At 62.4% G+C, this 17,359-nt stretch carries 17 protein-coding genes; 4 read left to right on the top strand and 13 right to left on the bottom strand.

The genetic code is table 11. From position 1 onward, the window contains the following. Nucleotides 1-9: 9 nt before the first annotated feature. Entirely contained in the window at nt 10-459 is a 450-nt protein-coding gene (locus tag BCY88_RS35795; protein WP_120348800.1) for a nuclear transport factor 2 family protein, read from the bottom strand. On the opposite strand from BCY88_RS35795, the gene BCY88_RS35790 reads away from it, so the two are divergent. Both BCY88_RS35790 and BCY88_RS35785 read left to right on the top strand, forming a co-directional pair. Further along, nucleotides 460-1,248, top strand: coding sequence for a TetR/AcrR family transcriptional regulator (locus BCY88_RS35790; RefSeq protein WP_147408607.1), 789 nt, complete (start codon nt 460-462; stop codon nt 1,246-1,248). A gap of 22 nt (nt 1,249-1,270) precedes the next feature. After that, a complete protein-coding gene (locus BCY88_RS35785) occupies nt 1,271-2,740 on the top strand; it encodes a dipeptidase (RefSeq protein WP_120348798.1) in 1,470 nt (489 codons plus the stop codon). Nucleotides 2,741-2,780: 40 nt separating this feature from the next. Here BCY88_RS35785 and BCY88_RS35780 read toward each other — a convergent pair whose 3' ends face one another. The 3 genes from BCY88_RS35780 to BCY88_RS35770 form a co-directional block, all read right to left on the bottom strand. Then, a complete protein-coding gene (locus BCY88_RS35780) occupies nt 2,781-3,503 on the bottom strand; it encodes a sulfite exporter TauE/SafE family protein (protein WP_120348797.1) in 723 nt (240 codons plus the stop codon). 90 nt (nt 3,504-3,593) lie between these two features. After that, nucleotides 3,594-4,937, bottom strand: a complete 1,344-nt coding sequence (locus BCY88_RS35775; RefSeq protein ID WP_120348796.1) for a hemolysin family protein — start codon at nt 4,935-4,937, stop codon at nt 3,594-3,596. Nucleotides 4,938-5,032: 95 nt separating this feature from the next. Further along, complete coding sequence (locus tag BCY88_RS35770) at nt 5,033-5,839, bottom strand: sensor histidine kinase (protein WP_120348795.1); 807 nt, start codon at nt 5,837-5,839, stop codon at nt 5,033-5,035. Between the two features lie 189 nt (nt 5,840-6,028). On the opposite strand from BCY88_RS35770, the gene BCY88_RS35765 reads away from it, so the two are divergent. Together BCY88_RS35765 and BCY88_RS35760 are read left to right on the top strand one after the other, a co-directional pair. Beyond that, nucleotides 6,029-6,370, top strand: a complete 342-nt coding sequence (locus BCY88_RS35765; protein ID WP_006047612.1) for an FKBP-type peptidyl-prolyl cis-trans isomerase — start codon at nt 6,029-6,031, stop codon at nt 6,368-6,370. Nucleotides 6,371-6,401: 31 nt separating this feature from the next. After that, a complete protein-coding gene (locus BCY88_RS35760) occupies nt 6,402-7,181 on the top strand; it encodes an AraC family transcriptional regulator (RefSeq protein WP_120348794.1) in 780 nt (259 codons plus the stop codon). Nucleotides 7,182-7,290: 109 nt separating this feature from the next. On the opposite strand, the gene BCY88_RS35755 is transcribed toward BCY88_RS35760, so the two are convergent. The 9 genes from BCY88_RS35755 to trpB all read right to left on the bottom strand — a co-directional run bounded on the left by BCY88_RS35755 (nt 7,291) and on the right by trpB (nt 17,302). After that, entirely contained in the window at nt 7,291-8,484 is a 1,194-nt protein-coding gene (locus BCY88_RS35755) for an O-succinylhomoserine sulfhydrylase (protein ID WP_120348793.1), read from the bottom strand. 303 nt (nt 8,485-8,787) lie between these two features. Beyond that, nucleotides 8,788-10,335 (bottom strand): amidophosphoribosyltransferase, encoded by a 1,548-nt coding sequence (gene purF, locus BCY88_RS35750; protein WP_120348792.1) that lies wholly within the window; start codon nt 10,333-10,335, stop codon nt 8,788-8,790. 135 nt (nt 10,336-10,470) lie between these two features. Next, a complete protein-coding gene (locus BCY88_RS35745) occupies nt 10,471-10,965 on the bottom strand; it encodes a CvpA family protein (protein WP_120348791.1) in 495 nt (164 codons plus the stop codon). A 7-nt stretch (nt 10,966-10,972) separates the two neighbouring features. Then, on the bottom strand, nt 10,973-11,884 hold the full coding sequence (locus BCY88_RS35740) for an SPOR domain-containing protein (protein ID WP_120348790.1): 912 nt from the start codon (nt 11,882-11,884) through the stop codon (nt 10,973-10,975). A gap of 29 nt (nt 11,885-11,913) precedes the next feature. Further along, a complete protein-coding gene (gene folC / locus BCY88_RS35735; protein WP_120348789.1) occupies nt 11,914-13,224 on the bottom strand; it encodes a bifunctional tetrahydrofolate synthase/dihydrofolate synthase in 1,311 nt (436 codons plus the stop codon). Between the two features lie 154 nt (nt 13,225-13,378). Further along, on the bottom strand, nt 13,379-14,251 hold the full coding sequence (gene accD, locus BCY88_RS35730) for an acetyl-CoA carboxylase, carboxyltransferase subunit beta (RefSeq protein WP_120348788.1): 873 nt from the start codon (nt 14,249-14,251) through the stop codon (nt 13,379-13,381). An 80-nt stretch (nt 14,252-14,331) separates the two neighbouring features. Next, nucleotides 14,332-15,144 carry a tryptophan synthase subunit alpha gene (gene trpA, locus BCY88_RS35725; protein ID WP_120348787.1) on the bottom strand — a complete coding sequence of 271 codons (813 nt, stop codon included), beginning with the start codon at nt 15,142-15,144 and terminating at the stop codon, nt 14,332-14,334. A gap of 32 nt (nt 15,145-15,176) precedes the next feature. After that, nucleotides 15,177-16,097 (bottom strand): DNA-methyltransferase, encoded by a 921-nt coding sequence (locus BCY88_RS35720; protein ID WP_120348786.1) that lies wholly within the window; start codon nt 16,095-16,097, stop codon nt 15,177-15,179. Between the two features lie 11 nt (nt 16,098-16,108). Beyond that, the gene (gene trpB / locus BCY88_RS35715; protein ID WP_120348785.1) at nt 16,109-17,302 is read right to left on the bottom strand and encodes a tryptophan synthase subunit beta; all 1,194 of its coding nucleotides are present in this window, start codon (nt 17,300-17,302) and stop codon (nt 16,109-16,111) included. Nucleotides 17,303-17,359 lie beyond the last annotated feature (57 nt).

Below are 17,359 nucleotides of genomic sequence, written 5' to 3'. Positions count from 1 at the left end.
GGCGCAGCATCACGCCGCTGAACCGCCTTGTTGCGCGCGCTTGACTGCTTCGGCCACCTGTTCCGCCACCCGCCTCGTGTCCCAATACACCTGCCCTTTGTACATCCGCTCACCGCGCAGGTTGAAACGGTCGACGCCCTGCCAGTTGAGCGCTTGCCCGGCCACAGTGGCCGATGCCCGCCACTCGATCATGACGGCGTCGCCGGTGGGCGCCCATTGGAGGACGTCGACTTTCAGGTCCGGGAGTTGGGTCAGAACCTGACGGAAGTGTTCGATGACGCCTTTCCGGTCGGCCGGCTCCGTCATGGGTGGGATCAGGTTTCGTGTGTCCTCGTGCATGAGCGCTTCGAGGTTGTCGGCGACGGGGTGTTGCCACTCCGAAGCGAAACGTTGCACGGCTATCCGGGCATTGGCTAACTGCTCCGCGCTCGGGGGAAGGTATTTTTCTGCAGACGTCATGTGGATTTGCTCCTGAATGGGTTGCTTGCCTACGGTGTTGTTGCCCGGGTAGTCAGGCCGTGGCCAAAGGCTGTTTCAACATACAATGAGACTTTCACATACACCGTGTATGTATACTACAATCAGAATGTGAAAAATCAAGGGATAAAAACGAAGCCCATGCCAATCGCAGGTCCAACTCCAAAATCGCGGCGCGAGGAATATGCGGACGCGACCCGACAGGCGCTCATCGCCGCTGCGGGCGAGCTGTTCACTTCACAGGGGTATCAGCAAGTCGGGATCGAAGCCATTGCGCGTAACGCACGCGTGACTCGTGGCGCCTTCTATCACCACTTCGCTGACAAGGCCGAGTTGTTCGACGCCCTGGTCGAATCTCTCCAGGCAGACGCGGCGTCGAAAGTCAGATCCGCTGCCGAAGCCGCTTCTCCGGCAAAACGGATGAGCGCGGGCATTCGCGAATTCCTGGAGGTCTGCACCGAGCCCGCCTACCGGCAACTCGTCATTGAAACCGCACCCGCCGTGCTCGGCCCGGCGCGGTGCCGCGAGATCGAAGAAGCACACGTCTATGGGTTGCTCATCGGCGCTCTGACGAACCAGGCCTCCGGCAATGAAAAGGCCAAGGCGTACCTCGCCGCGCGCATGATCGGCAGCATGGTGTGCGAAGCGGCACAATTGCTCGATGGCGCGGACGACCCCGTCGCCCTGAAGGCCAACGCGTTGAAGCTCGTTGAAAGCATGGTCGGCGCGCTGACTGCCGAGAAGAGCCGGGCTGCAACGGTCCGCAAGTAAGCCGTATTCAAGAGGAATCCCGATGCAGATCGACTGGCCGAGTATCCAAACTGGGAGTGCCGACACATTGCACGGCACGCGTGTCGACATATCGGGCTGGATGATTCCCCTCGACCCGCAAGCGGACGCGGTCGATTATTTTCTGCTGAACGCCGACGAGCCGTGTTGTGGAGGCTGCGTGCCGCGCAATCCACTCACGTCGATCGAGGTGCAGATGGCCGTGCCGCTCGCGCCACAAGCAGAGGCATTGACTCTGCGGGGCCGCCTGATGCGCCTTGTGGACGATCCCGCGGGCTGGCGGTATCGCCTCGTCGATGCGCTCCCAGTTGAGCCTCCAGCAGCGCCACAGCGCCGCTTCAGCCGGCGCGCGTTTCTGGCATCGAGCGCGGCGCTGGGCTTGACGGCTTGTACGCCTGGGCGCTTTGGCGGCTATACCGAGGCGCACGACGAGACGGCACAACCAGCGCAGACAGCACAACCCACGCAATCCGTAACCAGGCCGGAATGGCAGGCGCCGCGCGGCACGCTCACCATGGACATGCACAGCCACGCCGGCCGCGTGACCGTGTCGCGCAATCCCGCGATCGGTGCGAATCGTCCGTTCGTCCCGTTGGCTGCTCCGATGCGCGCCGGCGGCATGAACGTCATCTGCCTTGCAATCGTTACCGATACGACCGTCACGCGTGTGGCGGACAACCGTAAGCGTTTCGAAGCATGGCGTGAGCCACAACCCGGCGAGCTCTATGCGCTCGGCCAGGCCGAGTTCCAGCGCGCGCATCAGTTGGTCGAACAGCAACAATTGCGGGTGGTGACGGACACTGCGTCGCTTTCGGCCCAAGGTCCACTCGGACCCTGCGCGATCATCTCCGCCGAGGGTGCGGATTTTCTCGAAGGCCAGGTGGATCGTGTCGACGAGGCATACACGAAGCATCAGTTACGGCATCTGCAACTGACGCACTACCGCGTCAACGACCTTGGCGATATCCAGACCGAGCCCCCAGTGCATGGTGGCCTGACGGATACCGGCGTACAGGTGGTGCGGCGCTGCAACGCCTTGGGGATCGTGGTCGACGTTGCACACGGGACCTACGACCTGGTGAAGCGTGCGGCGGATACGTCGACCAAACCGCTGGTGTTGTCGCATTCGGCGTTGGCCACGCATCCGGGTGCGCGAAGCCGGCTCATCACGCCGGACCATGCGCGAGTGATCGCCGGCACGGGTGGCGTGATCGGCGTGTGGCCGAGCTCAGGCACATTTCACGATTTGCATGCGATGGCCGAGGGCGTCAAGCGCATGGCGGATGTAGTGGGCGTGGAACACGTCGGCCTGGGGACAGACATGCTCGGGTTTATTTCACCCCCTGTGTTCACGAGCTACAGGCAGTTGCCCGATCTGGCCAGTGCGCTGTTGCAAACCGGATTCTCGCAAGCAGAAGTCGGGGCGATTCTGGGGGGAAATTACCGGCGGGTGTTCGAGGCTTCGGTGGGCTGAGATTTCACGCGATTCGCACACATGCCCCTGGCTTCAGGCCCTAGCGCCCTGCCGCCCACAGCAATGAAACGCCGGATGACAACATCAACCCGTCAACGACGAGTTTGAAAACGGCGGGGCTCATGCGGACCACAATCAGCCGCGCGGAAAAGGACCCGATCATGAGCGCCGAGCCGGTGATCAAACCGTCGATCACCACATGCAACGGCAGGGCGCCGAAATGATTGAAAACCGCGACTTTGGTGCCGTAGACCGCCAGTGACCCAGCTGCTTCGGTTGCGAGAAAGGCGCCTTTAACGAGGCCATACGACATAAACACCGGCACCGTGATCGGTCCGGTGGACACGACGATACCGGTGAGAAAGCCCACCACGCCGCCGATCAGCGAGAGTTGCCACAAACTGAATTTGATCGAGCGCCGCGCGAGCCAGCGCCGGGTCGGCACCATCGCCACAAAGAACAGGCCCAACGCCAGTTCGACGGCATGTGGCGGCAACGCAAGAAGCGTCCGTACACCCAGCGCCGCGCCCGGAACCGCAGTCGCGCAATAAGCGCCGCAAGCGCGCCAGTCGATCTCGCGCCACCATGCAATGATCTTGCCGAAATTGCCCATGATCGCGGCGATCGCCATGATCGGCACGGCCTGCTGCGGTCCGAACAGCATCACCAGAACCGGCATCAGCATCATCGACGAACCTGTGCCGATCACGCCGCTCAACGTGCCGGCCAGCAAGCCGACGCACAGCACCAACACATATCCCATCTCGCCCCCCGCGGTATCGAGGGCGATTTTACGCGAGCAATGCTGCAGTTGACTTACGACCGGCGTGGTACCGACGCCGACTAAAGCGGGTTAGCCGCCTTCGTCGTCGAAGACTTTCGGATAAACGCGCACGAGCACGATGCGCGGCCCCTTCATCTTCTTGACCACCACGTCGAAGCGATCGAACTCGATGCGCTGCCCTTCCGTTGGCAGATCGTTGAGCGCCTGAATCACCAGACCGCCGACCGACTCAGCCTTGCCTTCGTCGATATCGATCCCGAGCGCGCGCTCCAGTGACACCACCGGCAAGCTGCCTTTGCCCATCAAGGTGCCGTCGTCCATGCGCGTCCAGTCGGCGTCGCCCTGGCGGAATTCGTCGTGGATCTGCCCAACCAGTGCGCCGAGCAGATTGTCCAGCGTGAGAAAGCCGATCGGCTTCGAGTTCTTGTGGCCAACCAGCGCGAAATGCGGTGCCCCCTTGCGGAAGCGGCGAAACAGTTCGAGCGCCGGCATGTCCGGCTTTACATACTGCACGGGGCGCGCATATTTGGAGAGGTCGTCGAGCGTGCTGCCCGCGTGCCGCGCCAGCAGCAAGTCCTTCAAATGGATCATGCCGGCCACGCGCTCGCCGGCCGCGTCTTCGAACAACGGATAGCGACTGAAGCGGTGCCGCGCTACCACCTGCATGTTTTCGCGCAACGGCAAATCGCGCCGCAGGCCGACCATTTCATAGGACGGGCGCATCAGGTCCGAAACGGTCATGCGCGAAAAATCCAGCGAATGCGCAATCGTGTTCCATTCGTCCTGGCTATAGGCGCCGTCCGGCGTGCCAAGCTCGGTCGCGACATTGGCGCGGCGGCCACGCAGGATCAGCTTGAGTTCGTCGGTCGAGTAATGGGAGTCGTGGCCGTGCTCCCCATTGAGACCCGCGAGTTTCAGCACCGCGTTGGCGCTCGTGTTGAGCACCCAGATCGCCGGATACATCGCCCAGTAGAAACCGTACAGCGGCGTGGCGGCCCACAACGAAACCTTCTCCGACTCACGAATGGCCAGCGATTTCGGCGCCAGTTCGCCCACCACGATATGCAGGAACGAAATACAAGAGAACGCGAAGAACAAGGAGATGCCGTGAATCAGCTTCTCCGATTCCACGCCAAGCAGGCTGAAAACCGGGGTGAGCAGCTCCGCGAACGCCGGCTCGCCGATCCAGCCGAGCCCAAGCGACGCCAGCGTAATCCCGAGCTGACAGGCCGACAGATAGGCGTCGAGCCGCCCGTGCACCTTCGCCAGCAAACGCCCCCGCATACCGTGCCGCGCCGCGAGGCTTTGCACGCGGGTTTGCCGCAGCTTCACCAGACCGAATTCGGCGGCGACGAAAAAACCGTTGAGGGCAACGAGAAACAATGCACCGATAAGGGCGACAACCTGGATCAAAGCGAGGGGCTCCGGCAACAAAAGTTGTCAGTATAAAACGTGAAAGCAAAACGAAAGTTAATCGCGCGCTGAAACGTGTGCGGACAGCGGCGGCATCACGTGGGCGTCGATGCACTCAGCGGTACATGCAGCGCGAGCGTAACAGTTTCGCTCTCCGGTGCGTCGCTTTGCTCGAAGCTGCCGCCGTGCGCTTCCGCGACGCGCTTACACAGCGCGAACACCCACGCGGTCCGCTTGGCTTCGCGCGGTTCACGCGCCTGTTTGCGGGCAAAAGCTTCCAGCACGTGGGGCACGGAAGGATCGTCCAGCGCGGCGGCACTCTGATTGAAGGTAACCGTGGCGTACCACCGGGAGGTGTCCGCACGCGTGGCCAGCGTGACTGCGGCGCCCGCCGCACTCGCTTCAACGGCAAACGTGAGCATCACCCACAGCGCGGCGGCGAGGCGCTCACGGTCGCCATTGAGCTGTTCGGTAGCGAGTTGCGACTCGACCGCCACTTCCACGCCACGCGCGCGCGCCAGTCCGGAGCGGACCTCCTCCACGGTTTCATCGAGTAGTGGATGCAGCGGAAACGGCGCCACAGCAAGCGCCAGCGCCCGGGTCTCGGTGCGCGTAGCATCCACAATCGTTTCCAGCAGCTTCACCTGCTGGTCCACGCCGTTACGAATTCCGGTGACGGCGCGCTGCGAATTAGGGTCGTTTGCATCGAGCTTGCGCTCGAGCACGTACGCCCAGCTATGAATGGCGTTCAGCGGACCACGCAGGTCATGCGAGACCAGCGACAGCACGTGATCCCGCATGAACAGCGCGGTCTCCGCGCGCAGACGCGCGGTGCGTTCGGAGACGACGAGGCCGGAAGGAACCGGCTTTGCGCCGGCGATCCCGGTGGAAGACGTGGTCACGATCGAACCCTCTCAGGCAGTACGTTGAAGATTGAATGAAACCCCATTATAGGCATGCGGCCCTGTTCAACCAGCCTGGCCGGATGGCTAACAGGGACGCAAACCGCATACCACCTGCCAATCCTCGGCGATGCGGCGCCAACACGCCTACAATGTCGGTTTTTACGTTTTTGACCTAAGGAGCGACACATGTCGACTGTGACTACCGAATCTGGCCTGAAATACGAAGACATCGTTGAAGGCACTGGCGCCGAAGCAGTTGCCGGCAAGACCGTCAGCGTGCACTACACGGGCTGGCTGACCGACGGTCAGAAGTTCGACTCGAGCAAGGACCGCAATGACCCGTTCGCCTTCGTGCTGGGCGGCGGCATGGTCATCAAGGGCTGGGACGAAGGCGTGCAAGGCATGAAGGTCGGCGGCACGCGCAAGCTGACGATTCCGCCGCAACTCGGCTATGGCGTGCGTGGCGCGGGCGGCGTGATTCCGCCGAATGCGACGCTCGTGTTCGAAGTCGAACTGCTCGACGTCTAAGTTTTCTCTGCTTTGCAATTGGGCTGCGCCAATGAGTCACCCCGCCGTCACCGCACCTAGCGTTTCGCTGCGCCGTTACGGCGCGGTCGAAGCGTCGGACGTGCACGACTTTCATCAGGTCGTGCTCGGGCTCGACGGCGCGATGGTGATGGCGGTAGACGGCGTCGCGCAACAGATCGACGCCCGTTCCGCCTGGCTCATCCCGGCCGGGGCGCGGCACGAATACGCGGGCATCGGCGAGAACCGGCAATTGGTGCTGGATCTCCCGGCCGCCTCGCTGGCCGTGCCGGAACGGCTATTCGAGCGCGCACGGGCCGTGACGGTGGATGCCTCGCTCACCCAGCTCGTGCATCGGATTGCGGCGCACGCCACGGGCGGCGCTCAAACCGGCGATCTGGAGACCCGACGCTTTCAATGGGATGCAGCCGCCCGATTGGGCGCTGCGTTGGTAGCCGATACCGGCACGGCGGCCGAGGCGCGGGAATACGGCGCCGGCCTCGACTTCACGCGCATCGACCGCTGGCTGCGCGCGCATCTTTCTGAGCCGCTGCGTATCGCCGACCTTGCCGCGCACTGCGGCTTCGGCATGCGGCGCTTTCATCAGCTTTTTATCGACGCCTTCGGCGAAACGCCGCATCGCTATTTGCAGCGTCTGCGGCTCGATACGTCGCTTGGCTTGCTGTCCGATCCACGTTTATCGCTCAGCGATATCGCACTGGAAATCGGTTTTGGCGACCAGAGCGCCTACACCCACGCATTCACGCGGCGTTTCGGCCTGGCGCCAGGTCAATGGCGCGCGCTGCGCCATTGAGTGTGCGCGATCCGCGAGCCACCTGAAAAAGGCGGCCCGCGTTTGTTACCACTTCATTGCTGCTCTCTTGCTGCACCTGCCTCGCGCGATCAGCGAGCGCAATTAACGATTAACCCGCCGCCAGCCCGCGCGCCAGATCGCCGCGGATATCACCGGCGTTTTCCAAACCCACTGCAAGACGGATCAGGCCTTCGCTGATACCTGCCGCGGCGCGCGCCTCCGGCGTCACGCGACCGTGCGTGGTAGTCGCCGGATGCGTGATGGTGGTACGCGTATCGCCGAGGTTGCCGGTGATCGAGCAGATCTTCGTGCTGTCGATCACGCGCCAGGCATTCGCGCGCATCTGCTCAGGCGTATCGCCCTTCAGCTCGAACGACAGGATCGCGCCGCCCGCCTTCTGCTGACGCATGGCCAGCGCGTGCTGCGGATGCGATTCGAGCCCCGGATAGAACACGCGGTTCACCGCGGGATGCGTTTCCAGCCAACGCGCGATTTCGAGCGCATTCGCCGACTGCTTTTCGACCCGCAGCGACAGGGTTTCCATGCCCTTGAGCAGCACCCATGCATTGAACGCGGACAGCGTCGGCCCGGCACTGCGCACGAACGGGAACACCTTTTCCATGATGAACTTCTTCGAGCCCACTAGCGCTCCGCCCAGCACCCGACCCTGACCGTCGAGGAACTTGGTGGCCGAATGCATCACGACATCCGCACCAAGCTTCAGCGGCTGTTGCAGAGCGGGGCTGCAGAAACAGTTATCGACCACGAAGACCGCATCGGCCGCCTTCGCGATCTTGCTGATCGCTTCGATATCGGCGACTTCGGTCAGCGGGTTAGACGGCGTTTCGAGGAAGAACATCTTCGTCTCCGGGCGCACGGCGTTTTTCCATGCGTCCAGATCGGTCGGATCGACAAAGGTCGTCGTAATCCCGAACTTGCTGAAGATCTGCGAGAACATGCCGAGCGTCGAACCGAACAGCGCCTGCGAGCTCACCAGATGGTCGCCCGCCTGCAGCGTGGACATCACCACCGACATGATCGCCGCCATCCCCGAAGCCGTAGCCATGCACGCTTCGCCGCCTTCGAGCGCGGCCAGACGGTCCTGGAACATCGAGACCGTCGGGTTCGTAAAGCGCGAGTACGTGTAGTTGTCTTCGGAATTCTTGAATTTCTCAGCGGCGTCAGCAGCACTCGCGAAGACGAAGCTCGACGTCAGGAAAATCGCTTCCGAATGCTCGTTGAAGTCGCTGCGCGCTGTGCCCGAGCGGATTGCCAGCGTATCGAAGTTCAGTGAGTCGTCCATGTTAGTTCTGGTTTCCAATGTTCCATGACTGGGTTCGGCATGCACGGCTTAAAGGCAAAGTGCGCGCAACGCCAAACGACAGCAACAAAAAAGCCCGCTTTTGCGTCGGCATAAGCGGGCTTCATGTGCGGGGAAAGCTGGAGCGGAGGCGGATGACTGCGGCTTTTCCACCATTCGCTTTAGCTGTTTTGGGTTGCCCCGCGTCCGCAAGCTGAGATCAAATCGACGCAAGCCGTCATGCTAACACGCTCGCGGCGTGGCGTGCAGCGGGCCACCAACATGGCACACCGCACGCGGGATTGCTCAACCAACCGACAATTGCAGATGCAGTTGCGAACGCGACGGGCCGCCCTCGGCTGCTTCGCTCGCGGCGTCGCGGTCCGATTGCGAGGACGGTGCGAGACGCGCGGTTTCGATGCGGTCGAGATACTCGGTGGTGACATCGCCCGTCACGTAGTTGCCGTCGAAGCACGAAGCTTCGAATTCTTTCAGCGCCGGGTTGATATCGCGCACCGCCTGCTTCAGGGCGTCGACGTCCTGATAAACGAGATGGTCTGCGCCGATCATGCGCGCAACTTCTTCGTCCGTACGGCCATGGGCGACGAGTTCGCCGCGCGTCGGCATATCGATACCGTAGACGTTCGGATACTTCACCGGCGGCGCCGCCGAAGCGAAGATCACCTTGTTCGCGCCGGCATCGCGCGCCATCTGCACGATTTCATGCGAGGTGGTGCCGCGCACGATCGAATCGTCGACGATCAGCACGTTCTTGCCCTTGAATTCGATCCCCATGGCGTTCAGCTTCTGGCGCACCGACTTCTTGCGCATCGCCTGGCCGGGCATGATGAAGGTGCGGCCCACGTAACGGTTCTTGAAGAAGCCTTCGCGATACTCGACGCCCAGCTTCTTCGCGACCTGCATCGCGGCCGGACGGGAGGAATCGGGGATCGGCATCACGACGTCGATTGGGACGTCGGGCAATTCGCGCTTGATCTTCTCAGCGAGGTAATCGCCCATGCGTAGACGCACGTTGTAGACCGGCACGCCGTCGAGCACCGAGTCCGGACGCGCGAGGTACACGAGTTCGAAAATGCACGGATTCAGGCTCGGGTTCGTCGCGCATTGTTGCGAATGCAGATTGCCTTCGAGATCGATGAAAATGGCTTCGCCCGGCGCAATGTCGCGCACAAATTCGAAACCGATACCTTCGATCGCAACCGATTCCGACGCCAGGATCCACTCGACGCCTTCCGACGTTTCCTGCTTGCCGAGGCACAACGGGCGGATGCCGAACGGGTCACGGAAGCCGAGCAAACCGTAGCCGGCGATCAGCGACACGATCGCGTACGAACCCCGCACCCGGCGATGCACGCCCGACACCGCCTTGAACAGCGCCGCCGGATCGAGTTGCAGGCTCGAACTGGAGAGCTGCAATTCGTGCGCGAGCACGTTGAGCATCACTTCAGTGTCGGAGTTGGTGTTGATGTGGCGGCGATCGATGCGGAACATCTCATCTTTCAGTTGCTGCCAGTTGGTCAGATTGCCGTTGTGCGCGAGGATGATGCCGAACGGCGCGTTCACGTAGAACGGTTGGGCTTCTTCTTCGCTCGATGCAGAGCCGGCGGTCGGGTAGCGAACCTGGCCGATACCGGTGGTGCCGGGCAGGCTGCGCATGTTGCGCGTGCGGAACACGTCGCGCACCATGCCGTTGGCCTTGTGCATGTGGAAATTGCTGCCGTTCGCTGTCGCGATGCCGGCGGCGTCCTGACCGCGGTGCTGCAGAAGCAGCAGGCTGTCATAGATCAGCTGATTGACCGGAGAGTGGGAAACTACGCCTACGATGCCGCACATGGCATGTCCTTCAAAGGTACGAAATTCGTAACGGCGGCCGGTGCCTGCAATGCAGCGCGAGGGTACGCGATGGTGCGTGCAGGCAATCGGATTGCGCCGGAGTCCTGCAACTTCCCTTGGCTGCCCGCCTGATCGTCACACGTGGACGTAGGCAGCGAGCGTCTCGGGAAGCAGCGGTTTCATTATGTGCACGCCCTCGACCGCATAGGGCCGAAGCAAGGCGTTGCGCCAGAATTCCTGTTGGGGCAGTTCGGTCAAGCCTGCAAGGGCGACCAGAATCAGCACCAGAATGACCCCGCGCACGAGGCCGAACATCAAACCGAGCGAGCGGTCCACGCCGCTCAAGCCGGTCGCCTGCACAATGCGGCTCAGCAACGCGTTCAGCACGCTTGCCACCAGCACCACGCCGATCACCACCAGCGCGAACGCCAGAAGCCACTGGGTCAGCGCGCCGCCCGGCCACGTGGCAGGGATAAACGGCACGACATACCCGACGAAGCGGCACGCAATGAAGAACGCCGCGATCCAGCCGATCAGTCCGAATATCTCAGACAAAAACCCGCGCCATGTGCCGCGCAAGGCCGACAAACTGATCACCGCCATTACAGCGTAGTCGAAGGCAGTGAACATCGCTCGCTTACTGTGCGGAGCCGCTGTTCGCGCCCGACGTCAAACCGGCCTCACGAACCTTTGCAATTGCGGCGGAAGCCGCTGCACGGTCGGCGAACGGGCCGGCCCGCAATAGCGTAAGCGTCGAACCGTCGGCCTGTTTCCGATGTTCGGTATATGCGGGCACACCGGCCGCTTTCAACTTGGCGGCCCAATTGCGCGCGTTGGCGTCGTTCGCAAACGCGCCGAGCTGGACGGCAAAACGGCTGCCCGGCGGCGAAGCCGGTGTGCCGGAATTGGCATCCGCGCTTGCGGCCGCGGTATTCGTGCTGTCTGCGCCCGGTGCTGGCGCGTTCGCCACGCTTTGTGTGACGGGCGCATTGGTCGATTTAGCCGGTTTGGCAGGCGCTGCAGGCGCCGTATTGGCGGCCATTGCGGGCGCTTGTGACTTCGTTGCCGGCTTGGCTGCGGCCGCCGCCGTGCTCGTAGCCGCGCTTTGCTGTTTGCCAGCGCCTGACTGACTTTGCGTGGCTGCCGTTGTCGGCGCAAGGCTGGAAGCGGCAAGCGCCGTGTCGGGCGCTGGGTTATCCGGCGCTACGCCGGCCTGCGTGTCTTCGTCGGTCTTGGCGACCTTTGGCGCGGGACGGCTCGGAATGTCGATGGAGATGTCGTCCGTAACCGGCTTGGGATGCGAATCCAGCACCATGGGCAGGATCACCACCGCCGCGACAACCAGCGCGATCGCGCCAACGAGTCTGCGCCGCGCACGCTGCTTTTCAGGCAACGTAGGGTCGAGCAGCATCGCATCGGCATCCACGGTGCGCTCCGTGCGGCGGGTTCGCCGCTCCACGCGCTCGCCACGGGCGGCCCGGGTGGAACTGGTGTTTGCGCCGCGCCGGGTGGGCGCGTCGTCTTTCTTGCCGAACGAGAAAATTCCCATGAATCGCTTGGTTCGAGCCTGGCGCCCGTTCAGTGTTGCTGCGATTTACGGTAGGCCATTACGCCTGCTACCGTATAGAAACTGCCGAAAACCACGATTCTATCATTCTCTGACGCTCGTTTTAGCGCGTCTTGGAAAGCTTCCGCCGGTGTCGCATGGCGCGTCACGCTGCTGTCATTGCCTTCGCTTACGCCCTGCTCGCGCAAAGCCGCTTCGAGTTCTTCCGCCGAAGCCGCACGCGGGGTCGGCAGACCGGTCACGCACCAGTGGTCGATTTCTCCTTTCAGGTGCGCCAGTACGCCGGCAATGTCCTTATCGCGCATTGCGCCGAACACGGCGTAGGTGTACGGAAAAAAGCCCATATTGCCGAGATTTTGCGCCAACACCGCCGCAGCGTGCGGATTGTGCCCGACGTCGAGCACGATGGCAGGCTTGCCGGGCAGCACCTGGAAGCGCCCCGGCAATTCGACGTTGGCGAGACCAAGCCGGATATCCTGTGCCGACACCGGCAAACGGTCACGCAGCGCTTCGAGACCGGCCAGCGCAGCCGACGTGTTGATCAACTGATTCGCGCCGCGCAACGCCGGATAGGCCAGTGCGGAGCGGCGCATGGTCGGGCCGACGTAGCTCCATTGCTGGCGCTCGCTGCCTGCCTGCCCTTCGTAGCGGAAATCGCGGCCAAACAGCCACAGTTCAGCGCCGATCTTTTCCGCATGGTCGATCAGGGTTTGCGGCGGCACCGGATCGGCGCAGATCGCCGGCTTGCCTGGACGGAAAATACCGGCCTTTTCGAAGGCGATCTTCTCGCGCGTGTCACCGAGATATTCGGTGTGGTCGATATCGATGCTGGTGATGATCGCGCAATCCGCATCGAGGATGTTGACCGCGTCGAGACGGCCGCCCAGGCCGACTTCGAAGATCACCGCGTCCAGTCCGCGCGAGGCGAACAGGCTCATGATCGCCAGCGTCGTGAATTCGAAATAAGTCAGCGTGACCGGTTCGGCAAGGCTCAGGCGTGCGGCTTCGACGGCTTCGAAATGCGGCAGCAGGTCCGCGTCGCTCGCCATTTCGCCGTTCACGCGCGCCCGTTCGTTGAACGACAGCAGATGCGGCGACGTGTGGCAGCCAACCGTGAAACCCGCGCGCAGCAAAATCGATTCGAGAATCGCGCAGGTCGACCCTTTGCCGTTCGTGCCGCCGACCGTGATGATCGGGCACTCAAACGACAACTGCATCGCGTCACGTACCTGCGTGATACGGCCCAAACCCATGTCGATGCCGACCGGATGCGCGGATTCAAGGTGCGTGAGCCACGCGTCGAGGGTGGGGAATGTGGTCATCGAGTCAATCTGTGCTGCGTTGCGAGATCGTGATTATCCCGGAAATGACAACGCGCCGCTTGATGACTCTCGCGGCGCGCTATTTTTTGACTGCTTTTCTTGACGGCGGCCGCGCCTGAACAGGCACGGCGCTGAATCGATACGGGTTTGTGACTTACGCGACAGCGTCGGCCGGCTGATGGCTCAGCAGCGCCATCAGTTGCGCGATTTCTTCGCGCAGCTTGCGGCGATCAACGATCATGTCGACCGCGCCCTTCGTGAGCAGGAACTCGGCGCGCTGGAAGCCTTCCGGCAGCTTTTCGCGCACAGTTTGCTCGATCACGCGCGGGCCGGCGAAACCGATCAGCGCCTTCGGCTCCGCGATCACCACGTCGCCGAGGAACGCGAAACTCGCCGACACGCCGCCCATGGTCGGATCGGTCAGCACGGAAATGAACGGCAGCTTGGCTTCGGCCAGCCTGGTCAGCATCGCCGTGGTCTTCGCCATTTGCATCAGCGACAGCAGGCTTTCCTGCATCCGCGCACCGCCCGAAGCGGTGAAGCAGATAAACGGCACCTTCTGTTCGAGCGCATTCTGCGCGCCGCGCGCGAAACGCTCGCCGACCACCGAACCCATCGAGCCACCCATGAACGAGAACTCGAAGCAGGCGACCACCACCGGCAGCGTGTGGATGGCACCGCCCATCACGACCATCGCGTCGGTTTCGTCGGTGTCGTCCATCGCCTCTTTCAGGCGGTCCGGGTACTTGCGGCTGTCTTTGAACTTGAGCGCGTCGACCGGCACGATTTCCTGACCGATCTCGTAGCGGCCTTCCGGGTCGAGCAGGCCGTCGAGCCGCTCACGCGCGCCAATGCGCATGTGATGGTCGCACTTTGGGCAAACGTGCAGATTGGCCTCGACGTCATTGCGGTACAGCACGGCTTCGCACGACGGGCACTTGATCCACAGGCCTTCCGGAATCCCCTTGCGGCTCTTCGGGTCGGTTTGTTTGATTTTCGGCGGCAGCAGCTTATCGAGCCAGCTCATATTGAATCCTTCTGGGGTCAACGGTTGCGCAAACGGCGGGACGAACCCGCCGTTCACACTACAGACGACAAAAATAACTGTTATCGGGCAGTCGCAACGCTATCGATCGCCTCGCGCACTTCAGCAATGAAGCGCGTGAGCGTCTCGGCGGCGGCCTCGGGGGCCGCTTGTTCGAGCAACTGCACGATACGGCTGCCGATTACGACGGCATCGGACACTTCGGCCACCAGACGCGCTGTTTGCGCGTCACGGATGCCAAAACCGACGCCCACCGGCAGGGGGACGCGCGACTTGATGGCCGGGATTTTACTCGCGATGCTGGAAACGTCCAGATTTGCCGCGCCGGTCACGCCTTTCAACGACACATAATAGACGTAACCGCTGGCGATTTTGCCGACTTCCGCGATGCGCTCATCCGTGGAGGTGGGTGCAAGCAGAAAGATCGGATCGATGCCAGCAGATCGCATCTGTTCGGCGAAGTTAACGCACTCTTCAGGTGGGTAGTCGACAACTAGCACGCCGTCCACTCCGGCTTCCTGGGCTGCTCTCGCGAACGCTTCGGTACCCATGCGTTCGATCGGGTTGGCGTAGCCCATCAGCACCACCGGCGTCTTGTCGTTGGTTTCGCGGAAGCGCTTCACGTCGGCCAGCACGCGGCGCAGCGACACGCCATGCGCCAGCGCGCGTTCGGAGGACTGCTGGATCACCGGACCGTCGGCCATGGGGTCGGAAAACGGTACACCGAGTTCGATCACGTCGGCGCCGCCGGCGGCGAGCGCGTGCATGAATTCGACGGTGCGCGCCGGATCCGGGTCGCCGGCGGTCATGAACGGAATCAGGCCTTTCTTACCCTGGGCGGACAACGCAGCAAACGTATTCTTGATACGGGACATGGAATATTCTCGGATTTGTAGCTACTGCGCGCTTATTGCGCCTCGGTTTGCCGCTCGGCTTTGGCCGCAGCCTTGCGAGTCTTGCGGGCGGCAGTGGGCGCCGACGCGGCCGCGCTAACGCGTTCGCGCGCTATTGCGCAGTAACTTTCATTGATCTCATAGCCGACGAATTCGCGCTGCTGCCGGGCGCAAGCGACTGCGGTGGTGCCACTGCCCATGAACGGGTCGAGCACGCGCCCGCCCTTTGGACAACTTGCCAGCACCATCCGCTCGACGATTTCCAGAGGTTTCTGGGTCGGATGATCGACGCGCTCGGCGTGTTGCCGATGCAGCCGCGATACCGACCAGACATCCTTAGGATTATAGCCAAGCTCCAGCCACTTGCTGCCTTCGAACAATTTACGCGAACGCGCCTTCTTCGTGACGGCATCGTACGGGATGCGGACGGGATCGAGATCGAAAAAGTAATCTTTCGACACCGCGAAAAAGCCGATGTTGTCGTGCACCGAGGTAAAACGGCGCACGGTTCCGCCCATGCTCGGCACGCGCCGGTCCCAGATGATTTCGTTGATCATCGTGAGTTTTGTCTTCAGGAAGCTGAAGATTTCCGGTGCGTACTGCCACGTGCAGAAGATGTACAGCGAACCCGACGGCTTGAGCTTCGGAATAGCCAGTTCGAGCCAGCCACGTGTCCAGGCGAGAAAATCTTCGCCTGAGCGCATGTCGGAGTCGTTGCCGTAATCCTTGCCGAGCCCATAAGGCGGATCGCAAAGGATCAGGTCGATCGACCCGTCGGGGATATTCGCCACATCGGACAAAAAATCGCGGTTCAACAGCCGGATACCGGCGGGCACCTGCGGCAACAAAAGTGCAGGCGCCTCGGCCGCCACGACCTCGGCGACCGGGGTCGTGGCTTCAAGTGCCGGTTGCGGCTCGTCGAACTCGTCGCGCATCGTCGCGGCGCTCAGAACTGGATACCCGATCGCTCAGCGACCGTGTGCATGTCCTTGTCGCCGCGGCCCGACAGATTGACCAGAAGGACCTTGTCCTTGGGCAGCGTCGGCGCGAGTTTCGCGGCATAGGCCAGCGCGTGGCTGGATTCCAGTGCCGGAATAATGCCCTCGATGCGACAGCAATCGTGGAATCCCTTGAGCGCTTCTTCGTCGGTGATGCTGACGTATTGCGCGCGGTTGCTGTCTTTTAGCCACGCATGCTCGGGACCCACGCCCGGATAGTCCAGCCCGGCCGAGATCGAATGGGTTTCCATGATCTGACCGTTCTCGTCCTGCAGCAGATACGTGCGGTTGCCATGCAGCACGCCCGGCGTGCCGCCGAGCAGCGAGGCCGCGTGCCGCCCGGTTTCGATCCCGTCGCCGGCCGGTTCAACGCCGATCAGTTGCACCGAAGTGTCGTCAATGTACGGGTAAAAGATACCCATTGCATTCGAACCACCGCCAACGCATGCAATCACCGCATCCGGCTGACGCCCCACCAGCTCGGGCATCTGCACCTTGCACTCGTCGCCGATCACGCGCTGGAAGTCGCGCACCATCATCGGATAGGGATGCGGTCCCGCCACCGTGCCGATGATGTAAAAGGTATTTTCGACGTTGGTCACCCAGTCGCGCATGGCTTCATTGAGCGCGTCTTTCAGCGTGCGCGAGCCGGACTGCACAGGTACGACGGTCGCGCCGAGCAGCTTCATCCGGTAGACGTTGGCGGCCTGGCGGCGCACGTCTTCCTCGCCCATGTAGACCACGCATTCCATGCCGAAGCGCGCCGCGATGGTCGCAGTCGCCACGCCGTGCTGGCCCGCGCCGGTTTCCGCGATCACGCGCGGCTTGCCCATGCGCTTGGCGAGCAACGCCTGGCCGATCACGTTATTGATCTTGTGCGCGCCGGTGTGATTCAGATCTTCACGCTTGAGGAAAATCTGCGCGCCGCCGAGCATTTCGCTCCAGCGCTGTGCGTGATAAATCGGGGACGGACGACCCACGAAATGCTTCAGTTCGCGCTCGTATTCGGCGACGAATTCCGGGTCTTTCTGATATTTCTCGTACGCGACACGCAGCTCGTTGAGTGCGTGAACCAGCGTTTCAGCGACGAACACGCCGCCATACGGGCCGAAATGGCCCCTTTCGTCAGGCAAGTTATACATGGTGATCACTCTTCTCAGTGTGGCGCACGGTTCTCAGATGAGACAACCGCGTCGCCT

This window comes from Paraburkholderia fungorum (assembly GCF_003610895.1).
Taxonomy (GTDB): domain Bacteria; phylum Pseudomonadota; class Gammaproteobacteria; order Burkholderiales; family Burkholderiaceae; genus Paraburkholderia; species Paraburkholderia fungorum_B.
This window is presented reverse-complemented; position numbering and strand designations above follow the sequence as displayed.

Coding starts and splice junctions, on each gene's coding strand:
- BCY88_RS35795 (WP_120348800.1), bottom strand. CDS start 459: ATGACGTCTGCAGAAAAATACCTTCCCCCGAGCGCGGAGCAGTTAGCC.
- BCY88_RS35785 (WP_120348798.1), top strand. CDS start 1,271: ATGCAGATCGACTGGCCGAGTATCCAAACTGGGAGTGCCGACACATTG.
- BCY88_RS35780 (WP_120348797.1), bottom strand. CDS start 3,503: ATGGGATATGTGTTGGTGCTGTGCGTCGGCTTGCTGGCCGGCACGTTG.
- BCY88_RS35765 (WP_006047612.1), top strand. CDS start 6,029: ATGTCGACTGTGACTACCGAATCTGGCCTGAAATACGAAGACATCGTT.
- BCY88_RS35760 (WP_120348794.1), top strand. CDS start 6,402: ATGAGTCACCCCGCCGTCACCGCACCTAGCGTTTCGCTGCGCCGTTAC.
- BCY88_RS35755 (WP_120348793.1), bottom strand. CDS start 8,484: ATGGACGACTCACTGAACTTCGATACGCTGGCAATCCGCTCGGGCACA.
- purF (WP_120348792.1), bottom strand. CDS start 10,335: ATGTGCGGCATCGTAGGCGTAGTTTCCCACTCTCCGGTCAATCAGCTG.
- BCY88_RS35745 (WP_120348791.1), bottom strand. CDS start 10,965: ATGTTCACTGCCTTCGACTACGCTGTAATGGCGGTGATCAGTTTGTCG.
- BCY88_RS35740 (WP_120348790.1), bottom strand. CDS start 11,884: ATGGGAATTTTCTCGTTCGGCAAGAAAGACGACGCGCCCACCCGGCGC.
- folC (WP_120348789.1), bottom strand. CDS start 13,224: ATGACCACATTCCCCACCCTCGACGCGTGGCTCACGCACCTTGAATCC.
- accD (WP_120348788.1), bottom strand. CDS start 14,251: ATGAGCTGGCTCGATAAGCTGCTGCCGCCGAAAATCAAACAAACCGAC.
- trpA (WP_120348787.1), bottom strand. CDS start 15,144: ATGTCCCGTATCAAGAATACGTTTGCTGCGTTGTCCGCCCAGGGTAAG.
- BCY88_RS35720 (WP_120348786.1), bottom strand. CDS start 16,097: ATGCGCGACGAGTTCGACGAGCCGCAACCGGCACTTGAAGCCACGACC.
- trpB (WP_120348785.1), bottom strand. CDS start 17,302: ATGTATAACTTGCCTGACGAAAGGGGCCATTTCGGCCCGTATGGCGGC.